Below are 24,192 nucleotides of genomic sequence, written 5' to 3'. Positions count from 1 at the left end.
GCCCCTCCCACATTTGGTTTTGCGTTGGGCTTGAGAGGTTAGTTTTTCACCACTTCTTCAAGGGTGAAACGGCCCAGCGGGTTTTGCAGGAAGTTGCTGATATTGCTGCGTGAAATATTGATGTACGGGCTGTAGTACAGGTCAATCCAGTTCACATCCTGCTTCGCCAACTTCTGCAACTCCACATACATCTGCTCGCGCTTGACCGGGTCGGCCTCGATTCGCGCAGCCGCGACCAGATCTTTGACCTTGTCGTTCTTGTAACGGGTCATGTAGTTCTGGTTGGTGTCGTGGCCCAGCACGAAGGTGGTTTTCTGGTCCGGGTCGAGGATGTCGTTGGTCCAGTACATCACCGAAATGTCGTACTCACCGTCCACCAGCATCTGCCAGCTTTGGGTCGGGTCGACCTTTTGCAGGTTGGCGGTGACGCCGACCTTGGCCAACTGGTCCTTGATGATCACCGCAATCTGCTCGTCGGCTTCGTTACCGGCGTTGACCACGTAGTTCAGCTTCAAGTCCTTGGCACCCGCGGCGGCCAACAGCTTTTTGGCTTCGGTCGGGTCGTACGGGCGTTGCAGGTTGTTGGCGTAGTGGTACAGCGAACCCTTAGGGATGTAGGAATAGGCCACGGTGCCTTGACCGAAGGTGGCGGTCTTCACCAGCGATTGTTTATCGATGGCCATGTCCAGCGCCTGGCGTACTTCCGGCTTGGCCAGCAAGCCGTGCTCGTGGTTGATTAGCAGGTGATCTTCACGGGTGGACGGGTCGGAATGCACCACCACGTTTTTATCTTTCTTCAGCTCTTCTACCCGCGAAAAGGGCACGAAGATCGCGGTGTCCAGTTCGTTGTTCTGCACCATGCGCATGCGGGTGTTGTCGTCGGTCACCGAGACCCACTCCACACCGTCCAGGCTCACGTTCTTGGCTTGCCAGAAGTTCGGGTTCTTTTTCAGGATCACCCGATCGCCCTTGCGCCACTCGTCCACGGTAAACGCACCGGACGTCACCGGGTTTTCCGAGTAGGCGTCTTCGCCCATCTTGGTCATGGCTTTTTCCGACAGGATCGACACCGTCGGCGACGCCAGTTGTGAGAGGAAGGCTACGGCAGGGGTCTTGAGCGTGACCACCAGGGTTTTGGTGTCAGCCGCCTTGGCAGTGTCGATCAGGTTGAAAGGGTCAGCCCACAGTGAAGCCTTGTTGTCGCGAATACGCAGCAGGCTGAACGCCGCATCTTCAGCGGTGATCGCCGAGCCGTCAGAGAACTTCGCATCACGCAGTTTGAAAGTGTAGGTCAGGCCATCCTTGGAGATATCCCAGCTTTCTGCCAGCCCCGGTTCCATCTTGGTGCCCAGGTTATCCACGCGCACCAAGGTGTCGTAGACGTTGGCGAATACCCAAGTATCGCGATTTTGCGCGCTTTTGATCGGGTCGAACGTGGTGCTGTCTTCACGGCAGCCGATGGTCAAGACACCGGCGGCGTGCGCCAACCCGGCAGTAAGGGACCAAGCGGTGAGCGTCGCCGCGGCGAGTAGCTTCAAGTGGCGCGATTGCATGTCATAACTCCTTGTTTATAACGGCAGGAAGGGTCAACGGCTGTTCAAGCACGCAACTGTACCGATGCTCGTGCAGGAAGTGGGTAGGCGGCAACACTACGGAACACATGGCCTGCGCATGCCGGCAGCGCGGGTGAAAGGCGCAGCCGGCAGGCAAATTCAGCGGGCTCGGTGGCTCCCCCGGCAGGGGTTCGGTAGGCAAAGGCCGATGGGGGTCAATCTCTGGAATCGCCTGGATCAGCGCCGCCGTGTACGGATGGCGTGGCGCGGTAAATACAGCCTCCACCGGCCCCTCCTCAACGATCTTGCCCAGGTACATCACCGCCACTCGGTCGCACAGGCGACGCACGATGGCCAGGTCATGGGCGATAAACAGGATCGCCAGGTTCATGCGCTGTTGCAGCTCAAGCAACAGGTTGATGATCTGGCCCTGGATCGACACATCCAACGCCGCCACGCATTCATCGGCGATGATCAGGCGCGGCTCCACGGCCAACGCCCGCGCGATGCCGACGCGCTGGCACTGGCCGCCGCTGAGGGAGCCGGGTTTGCGGCTGGCAAGCTCGGGGCGCAGGCCGACAAGGTCGAGCAGCTCATTAACACGCGCGGGAATCTGCGCGGCAGTGACCTTGCGTTGTACTCGCAGCACTTCGGCAAGGGTTTCGCCGATGGTGTGGCGCGGGTTCAGCGCCGCGTAGGGGTCTTGGAAGATCATCGCGGTTTCATGGCGCAAGCGGGCGATGTCGATGGGGCTGCCGTGGGCCATGTCGATGCCATCGAACAGCACCTGGCCTGCACTGATGGGGTTAAGGTGCAAAATCGCCCGACCGAGGGTGCTTTTGCCGCTGCCGGACTCCCCCACCAGCCCCAACGTTTCACCCGCCGCCAGGCTCAGCGACACACCATTCACCGCCCTCACCCACTGCTTGTTAAGCCCGAAAAAGCCGGTGCCGGACGCGGCGAACTTCACTTCCAGATCCTTGATCTGCAACAGGCTCATGGGCGCGCCTCCAACGGGTAGTGACACGCCACGCGCGCGCCCTCGGGCAACACCTCGGTACACAAGGCGCCGACGTGCGAGCAACGCGGGTTGAACCGGCATCCGGCGGGCAAGGCGTCCAGCAACGGCGGCTGCCCGGGGATGGTGCGCAACAACGCGTGACCGCTACTGTGGGCTGGCTGGCAGTCGATCAGGCCAGCGGTGTACGGGTGTTGCGGATGGGCCAGCAGGTCGTATTTGCTGCCGAGCTCACAAAGGCGCCCGGCGTACATCACCGCGATGGAATCACAGGTCTGCGCCACCACGCCCAGGTCGTGGGTAATCATGATGATCGACAGGCCCCGCTGATCGCGCAGGTCCAGCAACAACCGCAGGATTTGCGCCTGCACCGTCACATCGAGGGCGGTGGTCGGCTCGTCGGCAATCAGCACTTTCGGGTTGCAGCCCAGCGCCACGGCGATCATCGCCCGCTGACGCATGCCGCCGGAAAATTCGTGCGGGTAATTGTCGACACGCGCCTGAGGATCGGGGATGCCCACCTGACGCAACACGTCGATGGCCTGCCTGCGTGCGTCTTTTTTCGATGCGCCTTGATGCAGACGAATGCCCTCGGCGATCTGCTCACCGATGCGCATCAACGGGTCGAGGTGGCTGCTGGGGTTCTGAAAGATCATGCCCAGTTGCCCGCCGCGTACGGCGCGCATGCCGGCATCGTCCAGCTGCAATAAATCCTGACCGGCAAGCCTCACAGCGCCACCGTGCACCCGTAGATTCGGCGACGGCAGCAAACGTATCAAACCGCGACAGGCCATGGTCTTGCCCGAACCGCTCTCGCCCACCAAACCCAGAATCTCACCCTCGGCCAGGTCAAAAGACACGCGGTCAACCAGGGTCACATCGCGCCCGGCATTCGTGGCGATCACGCTCAGGTCCTGCACCTGCAACAGACTCATGAGCGATCCCCCAGCACTTGCGCGACACCGTCAGCCAGCAGGCTGAAGCCCATGGCCAGGGTCACAATGGCCAACCCCGGAAACGTGCAGATCCACCAAGCCGTGGTGATAAAGGCTTGCCCTTCGGCAACCATCGTCCCCCACTCGGCGGTGGGCGGTTGCACACCCAAGCCCAGGTAGCTCACGGCAGCGCCATTGAGCAGCACCAGTACGGCGTCAGACATGGAAAATACAATCGAGCCGAACATCGCATTGGGCAGCAGGTGCCGGAACAGAATGCGCCCGTGACCAAAGCCCAGGCTTTTAGCAGCCAGGGCAAAATCGCTTTCTTTGAGCACCAGAATCTGCGAACGGATCAGCCGCGCATACGACACCCACCCCACCAGCGCCATGGCGATATAAAAGCTCTGCAAGCCCGGCCCGAGGATGGCCATGATCGCCAGCATCAACACCAGAAACGGAAACGCCAGAATCACGTCGATCACGCGCATGCATACGCTGTCGAAACGCCCGCCGATATAGCCCGAGACCGCGCCCACAAAGGTGCCGATCAGAAACGGGAAGATCACGCCGATGACCGCCAATTGCAGGTCAATGCGTGCGCCCCAGATCACTCGCGAAAGAATGTCGCGACCGTAATTGTCCGTACCAAAGGGATAGGCCACGCTCGGGCCAAGCAGGCTGAGATCGGTGTTTTGCGCAATCGGGTCATAGGGCGCGACCCACGGCGCAAACAGCGCAAGCGCAATCCACACCAGCAGAATCAACAGCCCCCATGCCGCGGTCAGGCGGCCATCGCGAAAACCAAAACGCAGGCGCAGACGCCACGGGGCAATCAATGGGCGGCTGCTCATTGCATCTTCACCCGGGGGTCAAGGGTCACCGTGACGACATCGGCGATAAAGTTGACCACCACCGTCGCGCAGGCCAGCACCATGGCCACGCCCTGCACCACCATGTAGTCGCGGGTAAAGATGCCGCGCACCAGCAATTGGCCGATACCGGGGATGGCGAAAAGGCTTTCGATCACCACCGTGCCGCTGATCAGCCAACCGATATTCACTGCCAGCAGGTTGACCGCCGGCACCAGAGAGTTGGGCAACACATGACGGCGAAACACCGCCGCTTCAGGCAACCCGCGCGCCCGTGCTGCGGTGACGTGGTCAGCCTGCAATTCCATCAACATGCTCGCCCGCAGGTTGCGTACCAACACAGCCGAGAGTGCCAGGGCGATGGTCAGGCACGGCAGCACCATATGGTGGGCCTTGTCCAGCCAGGTGCGGCCGTAGCCAGAGACCGGAAACAGCCCCCACTGCACGCTCAACAACAGGATCAGCATCAAGCCCAGCCAAAACGCCGGCATGCCCAGACCGACGGTGGTGAACACGCGAATCAGGTTGTCGGCCCAGCCGCCCTTATTGCGTGCGGCTACGGTCGCCAGCGGTACCGCGATCAACAATGCAAGCACCACGCTGCCCAGCACCAGCACCAGGGTCGGCTCGATGCGGGTGACGATCAGTTTCAGCGCATCGACCTTATACAACAGGGATTGGCCGAGATCGCCCTTGAGCAGGTTTTTCAGGAAGTAGAAATATTGCAGCCACAGCGGCTGGTCGAGCCCGTACTGGGCGCGGATTTTAAGCAAGGCGTCGGGTGTGCTGCGCGAGCCCAGCAGCGCACGCGCCGGGTCGCCAGGTATCGAGCGCACCAGCACAAAGGTAATCAGGCTGATGCCAAACAGCACCGGCAGCAATTGCAGCGGCCGGGACAGTACAAAGCGGTAGCGCGACAGGTTCATCCGTCAGCCTCGGTGACGCGCAAGAAAGTCCAGCAGCACTGGGAAATACGCCTGGGGTTCTTCGTAGAACGGCATATGGCTGCTGTTGGGGAATACATGCAGTTCGGCGTGCTTGGCTGCCACCTTCATGCGCATGGCGCAGGCCGGAGTGAGTTCGTCGTGCTGGCCGGTAGTGATCAGCATCGGCATCTTGAACGCGGCCATCTCCTTGAGGCGATTCCAGTCCTTGAGGTTGCCGATGTAGAGGAATTCGTTGGGGCCTTGCATGGTTTCGTAAGGCCCCATGTTCCAGTCGCCAAGGGAGCGTTTGACCGGCTCGGGCCACTCGTCGAGGCGACACACGTGGCGGTAGTTGAGCAAGGTGATTGCGGCCTGGTACTGCGGGTGGTCCAGGGTGCCCATGGCCTCGTGGCGCTGCATCATGGCCACGGTTTCGCTGCCGAGGGCGCCGCGCAGGCGCTCTAGCTCTTGGGACAGGTGCGGAATGTCGCCGACGGTGTTTTCGAGGATCAGGCTTTTCAGGGCGTCGGGATAATGGATGGCGTATTCGATACCCAGCCACCCACCCCAGGAATGCCCGAGCAAATGCACGCGGCCCAGGCCCAGGGTTTGGCGCACGGTTTCGACTTCTTCGACATAACGGCGGATTTCCCACAGTGAAACGTCGGTCGGTCTGGCTGATGCGCCCGTGCCAAGCTGGTCGAATGCAACCACTCGCAGGTTATGGTCTTTGAGCCAGCCATGGGCGTCGCGCAAGTAGTCACACGGCAGGCCTGGCCCGCCGTTGAGGCACAACAGCACCTCATCACCTTCGCCAAAGCTGTAGACCACGAGGTTATGACCGTCGACTTGCACGTTGTATTGCTGGTCGGGGGCAATTTCACGCCACATGCATACATTCCTTGTGTTGTATCGGCCTCGCAGGCAGCGGCCGCTTAACAGGCCAACACTACCGAGGTTGCCGTGCGTCCATAACCTAGCATTTCTTATAGGTTTGGCCTGGCAGTCCTTCGCCGGGGCGTGGCATTCTACTTGCAGCAAGTCGAGATTCAAATGAATTCGGGAGCAGAACGGATGCTGGCCAAGCTAACCGCCTTCAATCACCGTCTGATGCCGGGCAGGAGCCTGGACGAGCAGATGGACAACACCTTTGTCCTTGCCCAGCAGTTGGGTTTCGATGCCTTGGTGTATGACTACACGCCTGTGCCCATTGACCAGGATGGTGCACTGATCACCCCTTCGGTGCTGGAGCTGCGCAACACGCCGCCAGGCTGGCACACCCTGTGGTGCAGCGAAGGGTTTTACCAGATCGATCCGGTGCAACATCTGGCCCTGAGCAGCGTGTCACCCTTCGTGTGGTCCTACGACCCCAAAGCCGATACTGCCCTGCAAAAAATCATCGACCCCTGCCACGCCCCGGTTTCCTCCTACCTGCATGACCAGCAACTGACCTGCGGCGTCAGCGTGCCGATCCACCTGCCCCGTGGCGGCTTTGCGTCGCTGACCGGCCTGCGTACCGGCAAGGCGCGCGCCGTACTGCAAGATGCGCAGCAGACCTTGTCGGATTTCAGCCTGATTTCCCATGCCTTGCAGGAAGCCGCCTACCCGCTGTTCGGCAAAGAGCTACGCACCTACCCGCATATCCACCTGACCAAACGTGAACGCGAGTGCCTCAAATGGGCTGCGGACGGCCTGACAGCTGCCGAAATCGCCAGTCAATTGAGCCGTTCACTGGCGGTGGTCACCCTGCACTTGGCCTCGGCGATGCACAAGCTGGGCGCCAAGAACCGCGTACAAGCCGTGGTGCGCGCCACCCACTACCGTCTGCTCGAAGACTGACCCAGCAGTAAAAACCTAGCTGTTTTGCTAGTTACCTGAATTGCCCGCACGGATTATCGTGGCCCTGATCCTTTTTTTCAGAGCAGGGCACGAAATGGAATTCATCGAAAAAATCCGCGAAGGGTATGCGGCGTTTGGCGCCTACCAGACTTGGTACCGTGTCACCGGTGACCTGAACAGCGGCCGTACACCGCTGGTGGTGATCCACGGCGGCCCAGGCTGCACCCATGATTATGTCGACGCGTTCAAGGACGTTGCCGCCAGCGGCCATGCCGTCATCCACTATGACCAGCTGGGCAACGGGCGCTCCACGCATTTGCCCGACAAAGACCCGTCCTTCTGGACCGTCGGTCTGTTCCTCGAAGAGCTGAACAATCTGCTGGAGCACCTGCAGATCAGCGACAACTACGCGATCCTCGGCCAGTCCTGGGGTGGCATGCTCGGTAGCGAGCACGCGATCTTGCAGCCCAAGGGGTTACGCGCGTTTATCCCGGCCAACTCGCCGACATGCATGCGCACCTGGGTCAGCGAAGCCAACCGCCTGCGCACCCTGTTGCCCAAAGGCGTGCATGAAACCTTGCTCAAGCATGAGGCCGCCGGCACTTACCAAGACCCGGAATACCTCGCAGCATCGCGGGTGTTCTATGACCAGCACGTTTGCCGGGTCAACCCTTGGCCGGAAGAAGTGGCGCGCACCTTTGCCCAAGTGGACTCAGACCCCACGGTGTATCACGCCATGAGTGGCCCGACCGAGTTCCACGTCATCGGTAGCTTGAAAGATTGGAAATCCATCGGCCGCCTGTCGGCGATCAACGTGCCGACCCTGGTGATTTCCGGCCGGCACGACGAGGCCACGCCGCTGGTGGTCAAGCCGTTCCTGGATGAAATTGCCGACGTGCGCTGGGCACTGTTTGAAGACTCCAGCCACATGCCCCATGTGGAAGAACGCCAAGCGTGCATGGGGACAGTGCTGAAGTTTTTGGATGAGGCGTGCTCGGTGCCGTACAAAGCACTCAAGGCTGGCTGAACCACAATCCTGGATAAGTTCCAATATGGGTGGGGGGCCCCCCCCCTCCCACATTTAGACTTCGCTGGCCTCAGCTTGTGTGACTTTCTTCGGGGCATCGGCCACCAACGGAATCTCCCGACCCTCGGCGTCAAACAGCTTGCCGCCCTTGAAATAATCCCCGTCGCGCAGTTCCGATACATCACGGAAGCACAAGCTGCGCTCAGTCCCCGCCACAAACACCGACTGCTGGTCCGAATTCCCCGCGGTGAAGTGGTTGAACGCCAAGTTCAGTAGGATCGCCATGATCGCCGACGAGCTGATACCCGAATGGAAAATGGTCGCGAACCAACTCGGGAACTGATCATAAAAGCTGGGCGCCGCGATGGGAATCATGCCGAAACCGATGGAAGTCGCCACAATAATCAGGTTCATATTGTTGCGGTAATCCACCTTCGACAGCGTCCGAATGCCGCTCGCCGCCACGGTACCAAACAGCACGATGCCCGCCCCGCCCAACACCGACGTTGGCACGGCCGCGATGACCCGGCCCATGAACGGCAGCAGCCCGAGGATCACCAGAAACAACCCGCCGGTCGCCACTACAAAACGGCTTTTGACCCCGGTAACCGCCACCAGGCCGACGTTCTGGGCGAACGCGCTCTGGGTGAACGAACCGAAAATCGGCGCGAACATGCTCGACAACATATCGGCACGCAGGCCGTTGCCCAAGCGTTTGGAGTCAATCTTGGTGTCGATGATTTCGCCCACCGCCAGGATGTCCGCCGAGGTTTCCACCAGGGTCACCATCACTACGATGCACATGGAAATGATCGCTGCCACATGGAAGGTTGGCATGCCGAAATGGAATGGTGTAGGGAAGCCGAACATCGGCCCTTGGGTGACGCCCGAGAAGTCCGCCATGCCCAGGAACACCGCAATCACGGTGCCAATCACCATCGCCAGCAGGATCGACAGGCGCGAGATGGTCGCGCTGCCGATCTTGCTCAACAACAGCACCAATACCAAAGTGAGCGCCGCCAGGCCGACATTCGACATGCTGCCGAAATCTGCCGCGCGGCTGTTACCGCCCATCGCCCAGCGCGCTGCAACGGGCATTAGGGTCAAGCCGATGGTGGTAATCACGATGCCGGTCACCAGGGGCGGGAAAAACTTGGTGATCCGCGAGAACACCGGCGTGATCAATAAGCCGATAAACGACGCGGCCATCACCGCCCCGAGAATCGCCGGCACCCCGCCGGCGCCGTCGCTGCCCACAATCGCCACCATCGTCGCCACACCGGCGAAGGACACACCCTGCACCAGCGGCAACTGACAGCCAAAAAACGGCAGGCCAAGGGTTTGCAAGAGTGTGGCCAGGCCACCGGCAAACAACGACGCGGCGATCAGCAAGCCGATATCCGCCGGCGACAGACCGGCCGCCTGGCCGACGATCAGCGGTACGGCAACGATGCCGCCGTACATGGTGAGCACATGCTGCAGGCCGTAAGCCATGTTGGCCGCGACGCCTAGATTTTCATCTTCAGGCCGCTGCGGTGACGCCTTCGGGATAGTCATGGTGAGGGGATCTCTGTTTTTGTTGTGCAATCACTGTATGCAAAGGAATCAAGGGATGTCCATAGAGTTGTATACAATCAATCCCACAATAGGCTCTACCCAGTCGTTACAAAAATCCATTCAGCCGCCCTGCCCTGTGGCTTGAAGCCGTGCGCAAAAGGACCTGAAAAAAAATGCTCAACCGTAAGCTGCGTATTCACGCCCCAGCGATCTATTACTTCGACATGGTGCGGCGCTGTCATTCGATCCGGGAGGCGGCGCGTCGCCTTAACGTGGCGTCATCGGCGGTGAACCGACAGATCCTCAAGCTGGAAGATGAAATGGGCACGCCACTGTTCGATCGCCTGCCGGGCGGGCTGCGGGTAACAGCCGCCGGTGAGATCCTCACCCGCCACGTGACGCTGCTGTTGCAGGATGTGGAACGGATGCGCGGCGAACTGGATGGCTTGCACGGTGTGCAGACTGGCCATGTGGAAATTGCCACGGTGGAAGGTGCCGCCGTCGAACTGCTGCCCGCCGCCCTCAAGCGCATGCGCGAGCGTTACCCGCAGGTGACGATTGGCGTGACGGTGCAAGGTTCGCAGTCGATCCCAAGTGCGGTGACCAATGGCCAGGCTGATGTTGGGCTGGCCTTTGCCCTACCCCGAAACGCTGAAATTACGCAGCTGTGTGTCGGGCATTTCCGCTTGGGTGCACTGATGGCCCCCACCCACCCGTTGGCCGGTGAGGCCAGGGTCAGCTACGGGCAGTGTTGCGAACATGGGGTGATCCAGGCCAAGAGCGAGCTGTCGGTGCATCACCTGATCGCCCCGTTGCATAAGCGCACAGCGGCCGCGAACAAACCCTTGCTGCACAGCAACTCCATGGAGTTGGCCCGGCAGTTGGCGCGCCAGCAATTGGGCATCGCCTTTCAGACCCGTATCGGCATCGAGGCCGACCTGGCACGCGGCGAACTGCTGCATATCCCCTTGAGTGACCAGGGCGGCATCTTCAGCGACCTCGGCGTGTATGCCCGCAAAGACCGCGACCTGCCGGTAGCAGTGCAAGCCCTAACCCACTTGCTGGGCGAGGAAATCGCCCTGCGCGAACGGGAAGAAACGCTCTGCGCGCCGCGTATTTCCTGACTTTAACGGCAGTTTCGTTGCTGCCGATTCGGCATCGGCCCAGGCGAGATTCTGTTCTTTGGCGCACGCCGCCCTTGTGCTGATACTGCGCCGGTCGGCCCCTGCAAGGCCGTCATGAGCCAAACGCCAAAGGAACTAAAACAATGAAAAAGGCACTGCACGGCGCAACCGTATTGCTCACCCTGCTCGGCGGCGGGGAGGCCGTCGCGGTGGAATGGATGAACAACAGCGTAGGGTTTCGCTACGGCCAACAGTTCACCAATCCCAATAACCCCGACGATTTCAGCAAGCGCATCTACAGCTTTACCCACGCCAGCGGCTACCAATACGGCAGCAACTTCCTGAACCTGGATGTGTTCCTCTCCGACAGCCGCGACCCACGCAAGGGCACCGATCATGGTGGCAGTGAGGTGTATGCGGTGTACCGGCATCAGTTGTACGCATCACGGGTGTTCGATGTACCGCTGGGCACCGGTGTGATCAAGGATTACGCGCTGACCCTGGGCTTCGACGCGAACCGCAACAACAACTTCGCCTCCGCCAAAAAGCGTGCCCTGGTGATTGGCCCGACCCTCAAGTTCAATACCGTCGGCGTGTTGGACCTGAGCCTGATGTACTACAAGGAAAAGAACCACACCGGCATCCCTGGCGCCCGGGAGTCGAACCACACGTTCGACGATACCTACATGCTCAACCTGACGTGGATGCGCCCGTTCGAGATCGCCAACCATGGGGCGAAATTCCAGGGTTTCATCAATTACGTTGGGGAAAAAGGCGAGGATTACCATGGCCGCGATACCGCGCCGGAAGCGCTGATGCGTACGGCGTTGATGGTGGCAGTGCGACCGGGCAAGAGCGTGAAGCCGAACCTGTATCTCGGGGTGGGCTACGAGTACTGGCATAACAAGTTTGGTGTGGACGGTGGCCGGGGTAGCCGCACGTCGACGCCGACGGTGAATATGGAAATCACCTTCTAACTCATGCAGCTTAAACACTGAAGAAACCCAATCAAAATGTGGGAGGGGGCTTGCTCCCGATTGTGGAGTGTCAGTACTGAAAATGCTGACTGACACACCGCTATCGGGAGCAAGCCCCCTCCCACATTTTTTTACCGTATTGCCAGGTCAAGCCTTTGCCAGTTCCGAATTATCCGATTTCGGCCGCGCCAACCAATACCCCAACACCGCCAACGGCGCCGTCGCCAGCATCACGATCACGGTAATCAACAGGGGCTGGTCAATCATCGACGACACCAACAAGCTGCTTAAAAAGCACAGCCCCAATTGCAGCGTATTTTGCAGCGCCGCCGCCTTGCCGGAATTTTCTGCAAAGGGCATCAGCGCATTCGCCACGACGATGGGATAACTGGCACCGTTGACCAGTGCCATCAGGCAGAACGGAATCAATAAAGTCGTAAGGGTCGGCACGGTCAACGTGGCAACCAGATACAACGCCACCATGCTGATGCAGTAAGCCAGCAGCAACCACGGCAACAGCGTCTTACCCTGCAAATGCTGCAAGGCACTGCGGCAGCTGTAGCCGCCCACCAGAAAAGCCAACGTCGGCAGCACGTAGCTCAGGCCGATGTCATTCGGGCTGTAGCCCATGTCTCCGAGGATGAACGGTGACGCGGTCAGCCAGGCGAAGAAGCTGGCCGAGCATGCGGCGAACATCATCACGTTGCCGGTAAACACGCGAGAGGTCAGCAACTGGCCGTAGCCCAGGCGTGAAGTTTCACCTTCAACCGCCTGGCGTTTCGGCACGGTGCGCAGGAATAATGTAGGCAGCAGCAACAGCAACGACACCCCCAGCAATACCCCGAAGATCGCCTGCCAGCCAAGGTGATTCAACACCATCGCGCCCAACAGCGGCGCCAGGGCTGGTGACAGTGACATCAACGGCATGATGCTGGCGAACACGCGATGGGCCTTGTCCGCCGGGTAGCGGTCAATTACCAGCGCTTGCCAGCTCACGGCGGCGGAACACACGCCAATCGCTTGCATAAAGCGCAGCGCCAGCAGTTGCGGCGCAGTCTCGACCCAGAACATCCCCGCACAGCCCAGTACGAACAGGCTAAGGCCGGCAAGCAGAATCGGCTTGCGCCCCAAGCGGTCAGACAACGGCCCCCACAACAACTGCCCCACCGCAAAGCCGGCGAGGAAAATACTCAGGCTGGCGCCCACCGCCCCCGCGCCAATCTGCAACTGCTCGCCCATGGCGCCAAACGCAGGCAAGTACATGTCCATGGCGAGATAACCGAGCATGCTCAGCCCCGCCAGATACCAGGTGAAACCAAAAGAATTTTTCATCGACGCCTTGTAGATCCTGCCATCAAACTATTTGCTGACTGGCGCCCATTATGAAGCTGACAGTTTGTGTGTGAAGCGATAATAATTGGACACCTCTATCAATAATTTTGAAGGCAGCGACGATGTGGTCCGAATACTCCCTGGATGTAGTCGATGCGGTGGCGCGCCATGGCAGTTTCAGCGCAGCCGCCCAGGAATTGCACCGCGTGCCGTCGGCCATCAGCTACACAGTGCGTCAGATTGAAGAATGGCTGGCAGTGCCCTTGTTCGTGCGACGCCATCGCGATGTGGAACTGACGCCCGCCGGCCGCCTCTTTATAGAAGAGGCTCGCGGCGTGATGAAAAAAATGCTCGGCACAAGGCGCCTGTGCCAGCAAGTGGCCAATGGTTGGAGCGGCCAGTTGAAGGTGGCGGTGGACTCCATCGTCAAACCCCAACGCTGCCGGCAATTGGTGTTGGATTTCTACCGGCAGTTTCCCGAGGTGGAGTTGTTGCTGGAGTACGAGGTGTACAACGGCGTGTGGGATGCCCTGGCGGACGAGCGCACTGACATTGTGATCGGCGCCACCAGCGCTGTACCGGTGGCCAGCCACTTCAGCTTTCGCGATATGGGTTTGCTGAACTGGCTGTGTGTGGTCAGCGCGAAGCATCCACTGGCAGCACTGGAAGGTTTGCTCAGCGACGACCAATTGCGCCCCTACGCCTCGCTGTGCATGACCGACACGTCGCGCAACCTGCCCAAGCGCGACACCTGGACCCTGGATAACCAGCGGCGGCTGGTGGTGCCGAATTGGCCGTCGGCCATCGATTGCCTGCGCGATGGCTTGTGCGTTGGCATGGCGCCGGCGCATCAGGTGTTGCCGTGGATTGAGCGCGGTGAACTGGTGGCCTTGCAGTTGAGCCGGCCGTTTCCGGCCAGTCCCTCGTGTGTGGCGTGGGCGCAGAACAAATTGTCGCCGGCAATGGCGTGGCTGCTGGATTACCTGGGGGACAAGGAGACCATGAACCAGGAGTGGCTGAATGGGCATGACCTCTGAAAACAATGGAGATACCTTGTGGGAGCTGGCTTGCCTGCGATAGCGGTGTATCAGTGAGCACATTAGTCACTGGCTCTCCGTTATCGCAGGCAAGCCAGCTCCCACATTTTGATCATATTTCAAGCAAGTAAACGGGTAATGGCCCGTACGATCATTTCCACCTCCTTGGCATCCAGGGTCAACGGCGGCAACAAACGAATGATCTTGCCCCGTGTCACGTTAATCAGCAGACCATGCTCTTGCGCGGCGCGCAGGGCCAGGTCGCGATAAGGGCTAGCCAACTCGATACCGATCATCAGGCCTTGCCCACGAATCGCCAGTACCTGCGGATGCTCGGCCAGCTCAACCCGCAACCGCGCCAGCAGGCGCTCGCCTTGTTGCGCAGCATTGTGCAGCAAGCCCTGCTCTTCGATGATATCCAGCACGGTACACCCCACACGACACGCCAGCGGGTTACCGCCAAATGTGCTGCCATGGCTACCGGGCGTGAACAGTTGAGCCACCGCCGACCGGGCCAGGCACGCGCCGATGGGCACGCCGTTGCCGAGGCCTTTTGCCAGGGTCATCACGTCAGGAACGATGCCTTCATGCTGGAAGGCAAACCAGGCGCCGGTACGACCGATGCCGGTCTGGATTTCGTCGAGCATAAGCAGCCAACCGTGACGGGTGCAGTGATCGCGCAAGGCCCGCAGGTAGCCCGGCGGCGCTGGCAGTACGCCGCTTTCACCCTGGATAGGTTCCAGCAGCACCGCGGCGATACGTGCACCAAAGGCTCTAGTGATCGCCTCTATCGCAGCCATATCGCCAAAGCCGACCTTGAGGAAATCCCCCGGCAGCCGTTGAAAACCCAGGCGTACCGAGGGCCCGTCACTGGCCGCCATCGTGCCGAGGGTGCGACCGTGAAAGGCGTTTTCCATCACCACCACCAACGGTTCCTCAATGCCCTTTTTCCAGCCATGCAACCGCGCCAGTTTCAGCGCGGTTTCGTTGGCTTCGGCGCCGGAGTTGTTGAAGAAGGCACGGTCCAGGCCGGACAGCTGGGTCAGGCGCTGGGCCAACCGTTGTTGCCAATCGATGCTGTAGAGGTTGGAGGTATGCAACAACAAACCGGCTTGTTCACTGATGGCCGTCACCAACCTGGGGTGAGAGTGACCGACGTTGGTCACCGCCACACCGGCCACGGCATCCAGGTACTCGCGACCTTGCTGGTCCCACAGGCGCGTGCCCAGGCCGCGGGTAAAGCTCAGGGCCAAAGGTTGGTAAGTGGTCATCAGGCAGGCGGCGGTCATGGTGGCGGGCTCCAGTGCATCGTTGTGATGGCGCCAGTATCGTTAGCCACCAGTGATGGATAAACTGCACATTCCTGCAATGACTTTAAATCAGGGCTTGATAATGGATTTATTCCAGGCAATGTCGGTATATGTGAAGGTGGTGGAAACCGGCAGCATGACCGCAGCCGCCCAGGCGTGCGGTCTGTCGACCACCATGGTCGGCAACCATCTGCGCGCCTTGGAGCAACGCCTGGGCGTCAGCCTGCTCAAGCGCACCACGCGCAAACAAAGCCTCACGGAATTTGGTGGGCAGTATTACCAACGTTGCCTGGAAGTACTGGGGCTGGTGGCAGACTCCGAACAACTGGCCGAACAGGCACACAGCGAGATACCCAAAGGCACCTTGCGTATCACTGCTCCGCCAGCCTTTGGCACGGAGCGCCTGGCGCCGGCCTTGAGCGAATTTGCCCAACGCTACCCGTTGATCAAACTCTACGTCGTGCTCAGCAACCAGCGCGTGGACATGGTCGACAGCGGCTTCGACGTGGCCATCCGCCTCGGCGAATTGGAGCCTTCAAGCCTGATCGCCCGGCCGATGCAGGACTACACCATCACCCTCTGCGCCTCACCTGATTACCTGGCACGGCGCGGTATACCGCAAACCCCTGAAGATTTGCAGCAACATGACTGCCTGGCGTTCGCCTACCCTTCCACCGACGATTGGCGCAACGCCGACAAGCTGTGGCGCATGACTGGCGAAGAAGGCGAAGTGGAGGTGCCGGTATCCGGCTCACTGACCATCAATAGCTCCCAAGGCCTACGCCAGGCGGCTGTGCAAGGCATGGGCATCGTCATGTTGCCCGATGCCCTGGTGCAGCCGGACCTGCAGACCGGCAAGCTGGTGGCCTTGCTGACCACCTATCAGTTGCCGAGCCGCCCCATGCACGTGCTGTATGGCCAAGACCGTTACCGTCTGCCGAAACTGCGGGCTTTTGTCGACTTTGTGATGGAAAAATGGGCGCGCTAAAAGCCCACTCCCCACTCACGCAACTGCGCGGCGGTGCGCTCGGCCGACACATGATGGATACCTTGCCAGCCAAGAGCCACGGCAGCGTCGATATTGCCCTCGACATCATCGATAAACACAACTTCAGCGGGCTGTATGTCAGGCAAATAGGCGCGCACCTGGCTCAGGCTGGCGTGATAGATCGCCGGATCAGGCTTGATCAACTTCAACTCACCCGACACCACGATGTCACGAAAATGCTGGAGAAACGGGTAATTGGCCAACGCATAGGGAAAGGTCTCTGCCGACCAGTTGGTGAGCCCGAACAACGGCATATTTGCCTGGTGCAACGCCTTGAGAATCGCCACGCCTTCGGGCAGCGGGCCCCGCAACATCTCGTGCCAACGCTCGTAATAGGCCTGGATCAGGCGCTCATGGTGGGGATGTTGCTCGATCAGGCTGCGGGTGCCCTCGGCAAGGGAGCGACCGGCGTCTTGCTCGGTGTTCCAGGCTTGAGTGCAGATGGTATCGAGGAACCATTGCCGCTCGTGATCGTCGGCAATCAGCTTGCGGTACAGGTGGTGCGGGTTCCAATCGAACAGGACACCGCCGAAATCAAAAACTACTGCACGAATCGTCATCAGATCCTCCGTTAGCGTGAGTGATAGCGGAAGGAGTCTGGCAGATCTGAGCAGCAACTGGCGTGTAAGACGGTTCTGAAAAACACACAGGTCAAATGTGGGAGGGGGCTTGCTCCCGATCGCGGTGTGTCAGCCACAGATTAGCTGACTGACATACCGCAATCGGGAGCAAGCCCCCTCTCACATTTTTTGACCGTGTTTAGGCTTGAACCAAGCCATTGATCTTCACAGTCGGGTTCACATCAGCTTCGTAGTCCACACCGTCGATCTCGAAACCGAACAAGCGCAGGAACTCAGCCTTGTAGCCGGCAAAATCACTGATCTCGTTGACGTTGTCGTCGGTGACCTGGTTCCACAGTGCAGCCACAGCGTCCTGGACCTTGGGCTCAAGCTCGGCCAGGTCGGCACGCAGGCGGCCGTCGGCGTCGAGTTTCGGCTCGTTGCCGTAGAGGCTGTCCTTGAACAGGCCGTAGACCTGCTCGATGCAACCTTCGTGGGTGCCCTGCTCTTTCATCACTTTAAACAGCAGCGACAGGTACAGCGGCATGATTGGGATCGCCGAGCTGGCCTGGGTGACCACAGCCTTGAGCACCGACACGCGGGCGTCACCCTTGAGTGCGGCAAGGTTGTCGCGCAGGGTCAGGACTTTTTTGTCCAGGTCTTTCTTGGCTTCGCCGATGGAGCCGTTCCAGTAGATGTCCTGGGTCAGCTTCTCGCCGAGGTAGGTGAACGCAGTGGTCTTGGCGCCTTCGGCCAGTACATCGGCGTCACGCAGGGCGTCGATCCACAGCTGCCAGTCTTCACCGCCCATCACTTTGACGGTGCCGTCGATTTCTTCCTGGGTCGCGGGCTCAAGGGTGGTGTCGACCACCACGCCTTTGTCGGTGTTGATACCGCGCAGGGTCACGGCCTTGCCGATCGGCTTGAGGGTGGAGTTGTGCACCACGCCTTGCGGGTCGGTACGGCGTGGCGCGGCCAGGCTGTAGACCACCAGGTCGATCTTGCCCAGGTCTTTCTTGATGGTTTCGATAGTCAGGCGCTTGATCTCATCAGAGAACGCGTCGCCGTTGATGCTCTTGGCGTACAGGCCTTTTTCGACAGCAAACTTCTCGAACGCGGCGCTGTTGTACCAGCCGGCCGAGCTCAGCTTGCCTTCTTCGCCTTCTTTCTCAAAAAACACGCCCAGGGTATCGGCGCCGCAGCCAAACGCAGCACTGATGCGCGCGGCCAGGCCGTAGCCGGTGGAAGCGCCCAGGACCAGCACCTTCTTGGGGCCGCCTTCAATGGCGCCGTGCTGGGTAACGTAGTCGATCTGCTCTTTGACGTTCGCTTCACAGCCAACAGGGTGAGCGGTCACACAGATAAAGCCACGAACCCGCGGTTTGATGATCATAAAATTTCTGCCTCTTCCAAGGGGTCGACGGCCAGTGGTGGCCATTCAACTTCATTCGTACCGGTCTATGACGTCCGAAAAACCGAAGCGTCACGATAGTCGCAAATCTTCTGTTTACAAAATCCAATCGGTAAAACACCTATCCCGTTAAAAACGGAGTAAAGCCTTCACAATTTCGCAATATTTATAACGCTCAAACGGCGCAGGACGCCTTATCATGGCGCAGTTGTTTCAATATGTTTCAAACCCCCACCACTCGCAGCCAGGGACCCGGACCTGTCGAATGGCGTCCTGCTGGAGCTCTGCTGCATGAACAAGCCTGCTTTGCGTAAAAAAGCGATATCGGTCGCCTGGGTACTGGGCGTACTGCTGATCATCGATGTGTTCCCCGAAACCACCGTGGTGTTTCTCAGCCTGGTGCTCGTCTGCGGTATTTACGACTTCCTGCGTAACGGCCTGTACGACATGCCCACCCTCAAAAAATACTTTATCGGCAGTGGTCGCAACACCTGGCTGCTGGCACCGTTCAACACGTTGTTTGATCTGCTGAGTTCGCGTAACCGCCACGTTTATACGATGCACGACTTGCCACCCGCCTGGCGTGCAGACCTGCAACAGGTGATCAACGACGCCATGGCCCACAAAGATGAAATCATTGGTTACCTGGATGAACGCATGGCCGAGAAAAAGCGCGGCATGTTGTTTTTTCAATGGTACGGTCGGCCCATCGAAACCACACTCGATATCCCGGCACTGCGGGAAAAACTGCCATTCGTGAAGACCATCGGCGTGTCGGTCTTCAACGAAAACCGCTCGACCTCCTTTCACTTCGGCCCGCTGCGCATGATGTTCCGCGTGCTTTACAACATGGCGCCGGCGCCTCATCACGAGGGTGTTTACATCCAAGTGGGCAATCACAAGCACTACTGGCACGATGACCCGCTGTTTATCTTCGACGACACGCTGATGCATGCCTCCTTCAACAAGAACGACGCAAAGCGTTACTGCCTGTTTATCGATATCGTGCGGCCGACGCCGTTGCCTTTGGTGCTCAACGCCCTGATCGCGGGGTTTGCCGGGATGGTCTTTACCCTGCGTCGGGTTTTCTACAAAAACTGGAAGCTGATTCAGTAAGTTCTGCGGCATGATGGTGCTGGACGGTGTTTGCACTCGGCACAGGGCCTGAGGTAAATATCCGTCTCGTGCGACCGTATTCGGCGCCCATCATTCTCAAGCCATCGCGGCCCGCTGCGGGTGCGGTGGCTGTGCTTTCAAGGAATCAGAATGCCCCAACGTCAAGTGATCAACGCCTCCGTCAGCCCCAAAGGCAGCCTCGAAACCCTCTCCCAACGTGAAGTGCAGCAACTGAGCGAAGCCGGCACCGGTAGCACCTACACCCTGTTTCGCCAGTGCGCCCTGGCCATCCTCAACACCGGCGCACATATCGACAACGCCAAGACTATCCTCGACGCCTACCAAGACTTTGAAGTGCGCATCCACCAGCAGGATCGCGGCGTGCGCCTTGAACTGCTGAATGCGCCGGCCGATGCGTTCGTTGATGGCGAAATGATCGCCAGCACCCGCGAGATGTTGTTCAGCGCCCTGCGTGACATCGTCTACACCGAAAATGAGTTGGACAGTCAGCGCATCGACCTCAGCAACTCTCAGGGCATCACCGACTACGTGTTCCACCTGCTGCGCAACGCCCGTACGTTGCGCCCCGGCGTCGAGCCGAAGATCGTGGTGTGCTGGGGCGGGCACTCGATCAATACCGAAGAATACAAATACACCAAGAAAGTCGGCCATGAACTGGGCCTGCGCAGCCTTGATGTGTGCACCGGCTGTGGCCCCGGCGTGATGAAAGGGCCGATGAAGGGCGCGACCATTTCCCACGCCAAGCAACGCATCACCGGCGGGCGCTACCTGGGCCTGACCGAGCCCGGCATCATCGCGGCAGAAGCGCCGAACCCAATCGTCAACGAGCTGGTGATCCTGCCGGACATCGAAAAACGCCTTGAAGCATTCGTGCGCGTGGGCCACGGCATCATCATCTTCCCCGGTGGCGCCGGTACCGCCGAAGAGTTCCTGTACCTGCTGGGCATCCTCATGCACCCGGACAACCGCGACCTGCCGTTCCCGGTCATCCTCACCGGGCCGAAACACGCCGCGCCCTACCTGCAACAACTGCATGCATTTGTCGGCGCCACCCTGGGCGAAGCTGCGCAGGCGCACTACCAGATCATCATCGACGACCCGGCCGAAGTGGCGCGCCAGATGACTGTTGGGCTCAAGGAGGTGAAGCAGTTCCGTCGCGAGCGCAATGACGCTTTCCACTTCAATTGGCTGCTGAAGATCGACGAGGGCTTCCAGCGCCCGTTCGACCCGACCCACGCCAATATGGCCAGCCTGCAACTGAGCCATTCGCTGCCACCCCATGAACTGGCAGCCAACCTGCGCCGAGCATTCTCCGGGATTGTGGCGGGCAACGTGAAGGACAAGGGCATCCGCCTGATCGAGCAGAACGGCCCGTATGAGATCCACGGCGACCCGGCCATCATGAAGCCGCTGGACGAGTTGTTGCAGGCATTTGTCGCCCAGCACCGCATGAAGCTACCAGGTGGTGCGGCCTACGTGCCGTGCTATCGCGTAGTGCAATAAGGGCCAGTATTGAGTCACATGTTGTAGCGCTTTGATTGCTCACAAAGGTATGCGAATGGGCGTGAGTCGGACTAGGTTTTACTTATTCCGATTCACCCCCAACCTACGAGCAACCTATGGACCAACGGATCTTGTCCTCCATTACTCCTTACCCTAAGGTAAGGAGCATCACGATGGAGACCGTCACTATGGCAACCGCAACACTCACCTCAAAAGGGCAAATCACCATTCCCGTCCAGGTCAGAACGGCCCTGGGCCTCGAAACCGGAGACCGCGTCGAATTTGTCGAGATGGAAGACGGCAAGTTTTCCATCATTGCAGCCAGCAAAACCGTGCATGACCTCAAGGGCCTTATCCAGAAGCCCACCAAAGCGGTTTCCCTTGAAGACATGAACCGTGCTATCGCGGCTCAAGGAGCGAATGCTGGATGATCGGCCTGGATACCAATGTGCTGGTGCGCTACGTAACCCAGGATGATCCGGTGCAATCGCCCAAGGCATCCGAGCTGATCGAGTCGCTCACTGCATTTTCTCCGGGCTTTGTCAGCCTGGTGTCCGTGGTGGAGTTGGTCTGGGTTTTACAAAGCTGCTACACATCGGCGAAAAGCGACATTGTGACCGTACTGGAAACGCTGCTGCGCACCCGTGAACTGACCATCGAACATGCCGAGATCATCTGGCAGGCGCTGCGGCGCTTCACCGCGAGCAAAGCCGATTTTGCCGACTGCCTTATAGAGCGTTGCGCCCATGGGGCCGGCTGTGAGTACACGGCTACGTTTGACCTTAACGCCGCCAAGGGTGCTGGGATGAAACGGCTGACATGAGCCGCTGCATTGCCACTACCTCCAGGCTTTGGTAAAAACGCTCAACCTTGTTTTAGAGACAGATTCACGTGCGCACATTTGTTCTCGCTGCCTTGCTCATAGCCTCTACGCAGGCCAATGCCGAAGCCATCACCTGGCCCGACCTGCCGCACAGCTGTTTTGTCAGCGGCCGGCCCGCCACCAGTGCGGATGTAGACACAGGTTGTGCGGCATTTCTGATCAATGTGAAAGGTCAAGCAGCAGGCACCCCGATAAAGCTGGATATTCCGCAGTACGCCATGCACATCGACGAAGCCACCGGCAAGGAAACACCGGTGATCATCATCCAGGCGGAAGAAAACGGCGAGATAAAAGCAGTGGGCTACAGAGAATTGGGCACCGATCAACTCGGTGCCGCGCTGTTGCGGGAGGTTCGTCTGCTGGGCACCAAAAAGCCTGGCTAGCCAAGGTTCAGCGAACCCAACCACCCTGGTTCCTGCTCGGCCCCGAATCATTTTTAACAGGTGATATCTGTCGGGCTGCTGAACCCGTCGCGCCCGAAACGCAGCAGCACAGCCTCAACAAAGCACCGCAGCTTGGCCGTGCGTTGCCGATTCGCCGTATACACCAGATGCATCGGGCGGCTCGGCGGATCAAACCCCGGCAGTACCCGCACAAGCTCGCCCCTATCCAGCGCCCCGCGCAAAAAGTCTTGCGGGCCGAGAACAATGCCAAAACCATCCAACGCAGCAGACATCAGGGCGCGGCTCTCATTGACCTGCAAGCGACTGGACACCTGCACCCTCGACACAGCAGAGCCTTGCTGGAACGCCCATTCCCGATCCGCCGGTCGCGACCAGAAGACGTAACCGAGGCATTCATGCTGTTCAAGGTCTGCCGGTACCAAGGGCGCGCCCCGTGCCGACAAATAGGCGGGCGCAGCGCAGGCCACCAGTTGATAAGGCGCCAGGGGCCGGGCCGTAAGGCTGCTGGTCGCCAGGGGGCCAATCCGGAATGCCACCTCATAGCCCTCCTCCACCAGGTCGACGAAACGATCCGTCAGGTTCAGGTCGATTTCCACATCCGGATGATCACGCAGAAACTGAGTCACCAATGGCATCAGACTGTAGGAACCGAAGGTCACCGGGGCGGTGATTTTCAGCTTGCCGCGCGGCGTGTCGTTCATGATCTGTGCGAGCGAATCAGCGGCATCGGCCTCCGCCAAAATGTGCCGGCAACGCTCGTAGTACGCGCTCCCCAACTCAGTGAGGCTTTGCCGTCGCGTGGTGCGGTTAAGTAAACGGGCACCGAGTCGTTGCTCTAGGGCCGCGACATGTTTGGCCACCATCTGTGGCGACATATTCAAACGCGCAGCGGCACGCGCATAGGAGCCCAACTCGGCGGCCATTACAAAGGCATTCATGCTGGAAAGGCGATCCACTATTCACAACCCTCAGTAACAACAGCGACACGTTATTGATTATTTATCGCCGCTCAGTAGCCAATCATCATAGCCACTCCCGCAACTCAACGGAGCAAGGACATGAAGATTGGCGTTATTGGAGCAGGCTTTATCGGGCGCGCCGTGGCCGAACTGGCGCTGGCTGCCGGGCATGAGGTGATGCTGAGCAACTCCCGCGGCCCACACACCATGAGCAGCGTGCGCAGCGGCATACCCGGCGCCCAAGTGGGCAGCGCTGAAGATGCAGCCCGGTTTGGTGACGTTGTACTGGTCGCCATCCCGTTTGAGCATTACCGCAACGTGCCCGCGCAGTGGCTGAAAGGTAAAACGGTGATGGACCCCAATAATTACTACCCGGACCGCGACGGACATTTCCCTGCCCTGGACCGCTTTGAAACCACCACCAGCCGGCTGATCGCCGAGCATTTTTCACAGTCACACGTGGTGAAAGTGTTCAACGCGATCTTTGCGCCCGAGTTGATGCTGGACGCACGCCCTCATGGCGCTTCAGGTCGCCGCGCACTCCCGGTAGCAGCAGATGACGCTGCGGCAAAGGCGCAGGTAATCCAGCTGCTCGATGAGCTAGGTTTTGATGCGGTGGATGCAGGCGGGCTGAATGAAAGTTGGCGATTTGAACGTGCCAAACCAGCTTATTGCATTGCGCTGGACCAAGCCGGCTTGAAGGCAGCACTGGCGGCGGCCGAGCGAAGGGTTGAGCTGCCCCACCCCGAACGTAACCCCACCAAAGCCTGACAATCGCGC

Annotated in this window: 24 protein-coding genes; 12 read left to right on the top strand and 12 right to left on the bottom strand. The window is 59.6% G+C overall.

The features are described from left to right. Positions 1 to 38 precede the first annotated feature (38 nt). From ICY20_RS04395 to ICY20_RS04370, 6 genes are read right to left on the bottom strand one after another with little or no spacing between them, the layout of a single operon-like run. Positions 39 to 1,553, bottom strand: a complete 1,515-nt coding sequence (locus tag ICY20_RS04395) for an ABC transporter substrate-binding protein (RefSeq protein ID WP_159959235.1) — start codon at positions 1,551 to 1,553, stop codon at positions 39 to 41. 1 nt (position 1,554) lies between these two features. Further along, a complete protein-coding gene (locus ICY20_RS04390; protein WP_159959237.1) occupies positions 1,555 to 2,553 on the bottom strand; it encodes an ABC transporter ATP-binding protein in 999 nt (332 codons plus the stop codon). Then, on the bottom strand, positions 2,550 to 3,506 hold the full coding sequence (locus tag ICY20_RS04385) for an ABC transporter ATP-binding protein (protein WP_194937005.1): 957 nt from the start codon (positions 3,504 to 3,506) through the stop codon (positions 2,550 to 2,552). Before ICY20_RS04385 ends, ICY20_RS04390 begins: the two co-directional genes overlap by 4 nt. Then, the gene (locus tag ICY20_RS04380) at positions 3,503 to 4,360 is read right to left on the bottom strand and encodes an ABC transporter permease (protein ID WP_194937004.1); all 858 of its coding nucleotides are present in this window, start codon (positions 4,358 to 4,360) and stop codon (positions 3,503 to 3,505) included. Before ICY20_RS04380 ends, ICY20_RS04385 begins: the two co-directional genes overlap by 4 nt. After that, entirely contained in the window at positions 4,357 to 5,304 is a 948-nt protein-coding gene (locus tag ICY20_RS04375) for an ABC transporter permease (protein ID WP_159959243.1), read from the bottom strand. The genes ICY20_RS04380 and ICY20_RS04375 overlap by 4 nt, the downstream gene beginning before the upstream one ends. 3 nt (positions 5,305 to 5,307) lie before the next feature. Then, positions 5,308 to 6,195 (bottom strand): proline iminopeptidase-family hydrolase, encoded by an 888-nt coding sequence (locus tag ICY20_RS04370; protein WP_159959245.1) that lies wholly within the window; start codon positions 6,193 to 6,195, stop codon positions 5,308 to 5,310. A gap of 183 nt (positions 6,196 to 6,378) precedes the next feature. Here ICY20_RS04370 and ICY20_RS04365 point away from each other — a divergent pair, with 183 nt between their 5' ends. Then, positions 6,379 to 7,143, top strand: coding sequence for a LuxR family transcriptional regulator (locus ICY20_RS04365; protein WP_194937003.1), 765 nt, complete (start codon positions 6,379 to 6,381; stop codon positions 7,141 to 7,143). 94 nt (positions 7,144 to 7,237) lie between these two features. Continuing rightward, a complete protein-coding gene (locus tag ICY20_RS04360) occupies positions 7,238 to 8,170 on the top strand; it encodes a proline iminopeptidase-family hydrolase (protein ID WP_194937002.1) in 933 nt (310 codons plus the stop codon). Positions 8,171 to 8,224: 54 nt separating this feature from the next. Here ICY20_RS04360 and ICY20_RS04355 read toward each other — a convergent pair whose 3' ends face one another. Then, complete coding sequence (locus tag ICY20_RS04355; protein ID WP_194937001.1) at positions 8,225 to 9,727, bottom strand: nucleobase:cation symporter-2 family protein; 1,503 nt, start codon at positions 9,725 to 9,727, stop codon at positions 8,225 to 8,227. Positions 9,728 to 9,900: 173 nt separating this feature from the next. Here ICY20_RS04355 and ICY20_RS04350 point away from each other — a divergent pair, with 173 nt between their 5' ends. After that, a complete protein-coding gene (locus tag ICY20_RS04350; RefSeq protein WP_159959253.1) occupies positions 9,901 to 10,851 on the top strand; it encodes a LysR family transcriptional regulator in 951 nt (316 codons plus the stop codon). A 143-nt stretch (positions 10,852 to 10,994) separates the two neighbouring features. After that, the gene (locus ICY20_RS04345; protein ID WP_159959255.1) at positions 10,995 to 11,828 is read left to right on the top strand and encodes a nucleoside-binding protein; all 834 of its coding nucleotides are present in this window, start codon (positions 10,995 to 10,997) and stop codon (positions 11,826 to 11,828) included. 147 nt (positions 11,829 to 11,975) lie between these two features. On the opposite strand, the gene punC is transcribed toward ICY20_RS04345, so the two are convergent. Continuing rightward, entirely contained in the window at positions 11,976 to 13,160 is a 1,185-nt protein-coding gene (punC, locus tag ICY20_RS04340; RefSeq protein ID WP_159959257.1) for a purine nucleoside transporter PunC, read from the bottom strand. A 122-nt stretch (positions 13,161 to 13,282) separates the two neighbouring features. Between punC and punR the strand changes: the two genes are divergently transcribed. Then, positions 13,283 to 14,197: a DNA-binding transcriptional activator PunR gene (gene punR / locus ICY20_RS04335; RefSeq protein ID WP_159959259.1), complete on the top strand. Its 915-nt coding sequence runs from the start codon at positions 13,283 to 13,285 to the stop codon at positions 14,195 to 14,197. A gap of 119 nt (positions 14,198 to 14,316) precedes the next feature. Here punR and ICY20_RS04330 read toward each other — a convergent pair whose 3' ends face one another. Next, the gene (locus ICY20_RS04330) at positions 14,317 to 15,486 is read right to left on the bottom strand and encodes an aspartate aminotransferase family protein (RefSeq protein WP_159959261.1); all 1,170 of its coding nucleotides are present in this window, start codon (positions 15,484 to 15,486) and stop codon (positions 14,317 to 14,319) included. A gap of 103 nt (positions 15,487 to 15,589) precedes the next feature. Here ICY20_RS04330 and ICY20_RS04325 point away from each other — a divergent pair, with 103 nt between their 5' ends. Further along, complete coding sequence (locus ICY20_RS04325; protein ID WP_159959263.1) at positions 15,590 to 16,495, top strand: LysR family transcriptional regulator; 906 nt, start codon at positions 15,590 to 15,592, stop codon at positions 16,493 to 16,495. On the opposite strand, the gene ICY20_RS04320 is transcribed toward ICY20_RS04325, so the two are convergent. Further along, positions 16,492 to 17,115 (bottom strand): HAD family hydrolase, encoded by a 624-nt coding sequence (locus ICY20_RS04320; protein ID WP_194937000.1) that lies wholly within the window; start codon positions 17,113 to 17,115, stop codon positions 16,492 to 16,494. The two genes, ICY20_RS04325 and ICY20_RS04320, sit on opposite strands and share 4 nt — an antisense overlap. A 199-nt stretch (positions 17,116 to 17,314) precedes the next feature. Next, on the bottom strand, positions 17,315 to 18,508 hold the full coding sequence (gene fabV, locus ICY20_RS04315; protein ID WP_159959267.1) for an enoyl-ACP reductase FabV: 1,194 nt from the start codon (positions 18,506 to 18,508) through the stop codon (positions 17,315 to 17,317). Positions 18,509 to 18,817: 309 nt separating this feature from the next. Between fabV and ICY20_RS04310 the strand changes: the two genes are divergently transcribed. From ICY20_RS04310 to ICY20_RS04290, 5 genes are all read left to right on the top strand, one after another. Then, entirely contained in the window at positions 18,818 to 19,642 is an 825-nt protein-coding gene (locus ICY20_RS04310) for an aspartyl/asparaginyl beta-hydroxylase domain-containing protein (RefSeq protein ID WP_194936999.1), read from the top strand. Between the two features lie 150 nt (positions 19,643 to 19,792). Further along, a complete protein-coding gene (gene ppnN / locus ICY20_RS04305) occupies positions 19,793 to 21,166 on the top strand; it encodes a nucleotide 5'-monophosphate nucleosidase PpnN (RefSeq protein WP_159959271.1) in 1,374 nt (457 codons plus the stop codon). A 173-nt stretch (positions 21,167 to 21,339) separates the two neighbouring features. Continuing rightward, entirely contained in the window at positions 21,340 to 21,597 is a 258-nt protein-coding gene (locus ICY20_RS04300) for an AbrB/MazE/SpoVT family DNA-binding domain-containing protein (RefSeq protein ID WP_194936998.1), read from the top strand. Next, positions 21,594 to 21,989 (top strand): PIN domain-containing protein, encoded by a 396-nt coding sequence (locus ICY20_RS04295; RefSeq protein ID WP_159959275.1) that lies wholly within the window; start codon positions 21,594 to 21,596, stop codon positions 21,987 to 21,989. Before ICY20_RS04300 ends, ICY20_RS04295 begins: the two co-directional genes overlap by 4 nt. A 68-nt stretch (positions 21,990 to 22,057) precedes the next feature. Continuing rightward, complete coding sequence (locus ICY20_RS04290) at positions 22,058 to 22,432, top strand: hypothetical protein (RefSeq protein ID WP_159959277.1); 375 nt, start codon at positions 22,058 to 22,060, stop codon at positions 22,430 to 22,432. A 53-nt stretch (positions 22,433 to 22,485) separates the two neighbouring features. Here ICY20_RS04290 and ICY20_RS04285 read toward each other — a convergent pair whose 3' ends face one another. Beyond that, the gene (locus tag ICY20_RS04285) at positions 22,486 to 23,391 is read right to left on the bottom strand and encodes a LysR family transcriptional regulator (RefSeq protein ID WP_159959279.1); all 906 of its coding nucleotides are present in this window, start codon (positions 23,389 to 23,391) and stop codon (positions 22,486 to 22,488) included. A 120-nt stretch (positions 23,392 to 23,511) separates the two neighbouring features. Here ICY20_RS04285 and ICY20_RS04280 point away from each other — a divergent pair, with 120 nt between their 5' ends. Further along, on the top strand, positions 23,512 to 24,183 hold the full coding sequence (locus tag ICY20_RS04280) for an NADPH-dependent F420 reductase (protein WP_159959281.1): 672 nt from the start codon (positions 23,512 to 23,514) through the stop codon (positions 24,181 to 24,183). Positions 24,184 to 24,192 lie beyond the last annotated feature (9 nt).

This window comes from Pseudomonas pisciculturae, assembly GCF_015461805.1.
Classification (GTDB): domain Bacteria; phylum Pseudomonadota; class Gammaproteobacteria; order Pseudomonadales; family Pseudomonadaceae; genus Aquipseudomonas; species Aquipseudomonas pisciculturae.
This window is presented reverse-complemented; position numbering and strand designations above follow the sequence as displayed.

What these genes read in the sequence shown, in the direction of transcription:
- ICY20_RS04330 (WP_159959261.1), bottom strand. Translation starts at nt 15,486, where the DNA reads ATGACCGCCGCCTGCCTGATGACCACTTACCAACCTTTGGCCCTGAGC.
- ICY20_RS04370 (WP_159959245.1), bottom strand. Translation starts at nt 6,195, where the DNA reads ATGTGGCGTGAAATTGCCCCCGACCAGCAATACAACGTGCAAGTCGAC.
- ICY20_RS04285 (WP_159959279.1), bottom strand. Translation starts at nt 23,391, where the DNA reads ATGAATGCCTTTGTAATGGCCGCCGAGTTGGGCTCCTATGCGCGTGCC.
- ICY20_RS04345 (WP_159959255.1), top strand. Translation starts at nt 10,995, where the DNA reads ATGAAAAAGGCACTGCACGGCGCAACCGTATTGCTCACCCTGCTCGGC.
- punC (WP_159959257.1), bottom strand. Translation starts at nt 13,160, where the DNA reads ATGAAAAATTCTTTTGGTTTCACCTGGTATCTGGCGGGGCTGAGCATG.
- ICY20_RS04300 (WP_194936998.1), top strand. Translation starts at nt 21,340, where the DNA reads ATGGAGACCGTCACTATGGCAACCGCAACACTCACCTCAAAAGGGCAA.
- ICY20_RS04380 (WP_194937004.1), bottom strand. Translation starts at nt 4,360, where the DNA reads ATGAGCAGCCGCCCATTGATTGCCCCGTGGCGTCTGCGCCTGCGTTTT.
- ICY20_RS04325 (WP_159959263.1), top strand. Translation starts at nt 15,590, where the DNA reads ATGGATTTATTCCAGGCAATGTCGGTATATGTGAAGGTGGTGGAAACC.
- ICY20_RS04390 (WP_159959237.1), bottom strand. Translation starts at nt 2,553, where the DNA reads ATGAGCCTGTTGCAGATCAAGGATCTGGAAGTGAAGTTCGCCGCGTCC.
- ICY20_RS04395 (WP_159959235.1), bottom strand. Translation starts at nt 1,553, where the DNA reads ATGCAATCGCGCCACTTGAAGCTACTCGCCGCGGCGACGCTCACCGCT.
- punR (WP_159959259.1), top strand. Translation starts at nt 13,283, where the DNA reads ATGTGGTCCGAATACTCCCTGGATGTAGTCGATGCGGTGGCGCGCCAT.
- ICY20_RS04310 (WP_194936999.1), top strand. Translation starts at nt 18,818, where the DNA reads ATGAACAAGCCTGCTTTGCGTAAAAAAGCGATATCGGTCGCCTGGGTA.
- ICY20_RS04320 (WP_194937000.1), bottom strand. Translation starts at nt 17,115, where the DNA reads ATGACGATTCGTGCAGTAGTTTTTGATTTCGGCGGTGTCCTGTTCGAT.
- ICY20_RS04350 (WP_159959253.1), top strand. Translation starts at nt 9,901, where the DNA reads ATGCTCAACCGTAAGCTGCGTATTCACGCCCCAGCGATCTATTACTTC.
- ICY20_RS04365 (WP_194937003.1), top strand. Translation starts at nt 6,379, where the DNA reads ATGCTGGCCAAGCTAACCGCCTTCAATCACCGTCTGATGCCGGGCAGG.
- ICY20_RS04360 (WP_194937002.1), top strand. Translation starts at nt 7,238, where the DNA reads ATGGAATTCATCGAAAAAATCCGCGAAGGGTATGCGGCGTTTGGCGCC.
- ICY20_RS04385 (WP_194937005.1), bottom strand. Translation starts at nt 3,506, where the DNA reads ATGAGTCTGTTGCAGGTGCAGGACCTGAGCGTGATCGCCACGAATGCC.
- ICY20_RS04375 (WP_159959243.1), bottom strand. Translation starts at nt 5,304, where the DNA reads ATGAACCTGTCGCGCTACCGCTTTGTACTGTCCCGGCCGCTGCAATTG.
- ICY20_RS04280 (WP_159959281.1), top strand. Translation starts at nt 23,512, where the DNA reads ATGAAGATTGGCGTTATTGGAGCAGGCTTTATCGGGCGCGCCGTGGCC.
- ICY20_RS04295 (WP_159959275.1), top strand. Translation starts at nt 21,594, where the DNA reads ATGATCGGCCTGGATACCAATGTGCTGGTGCGCTACGTAACCCAGGAT.
- ppnN (WP_159959271.1), top strand. Translation starts at nt 19,793, where the DNA reads ATGCCCCAACGTCAAGTGATCAACGCCTCCGTCAGCCCCAAAGGCAGC.
- ICY20_RS04355 (WP_194937001.1), bottom strand. Translation starts at nt 9,727, where the DNA reads ATGACTATCCCGAAGGCGTCACCGCAGCGGCCTGAAGATGAAAATCTA.
- fabV (WP_159959267.1), bottom strand. Translation starts at nt 18,508, where the DNA reads ATGATCATCAAACCGCGGGTTCGTGGCTTTATCTGTGTGACCGCTCAC.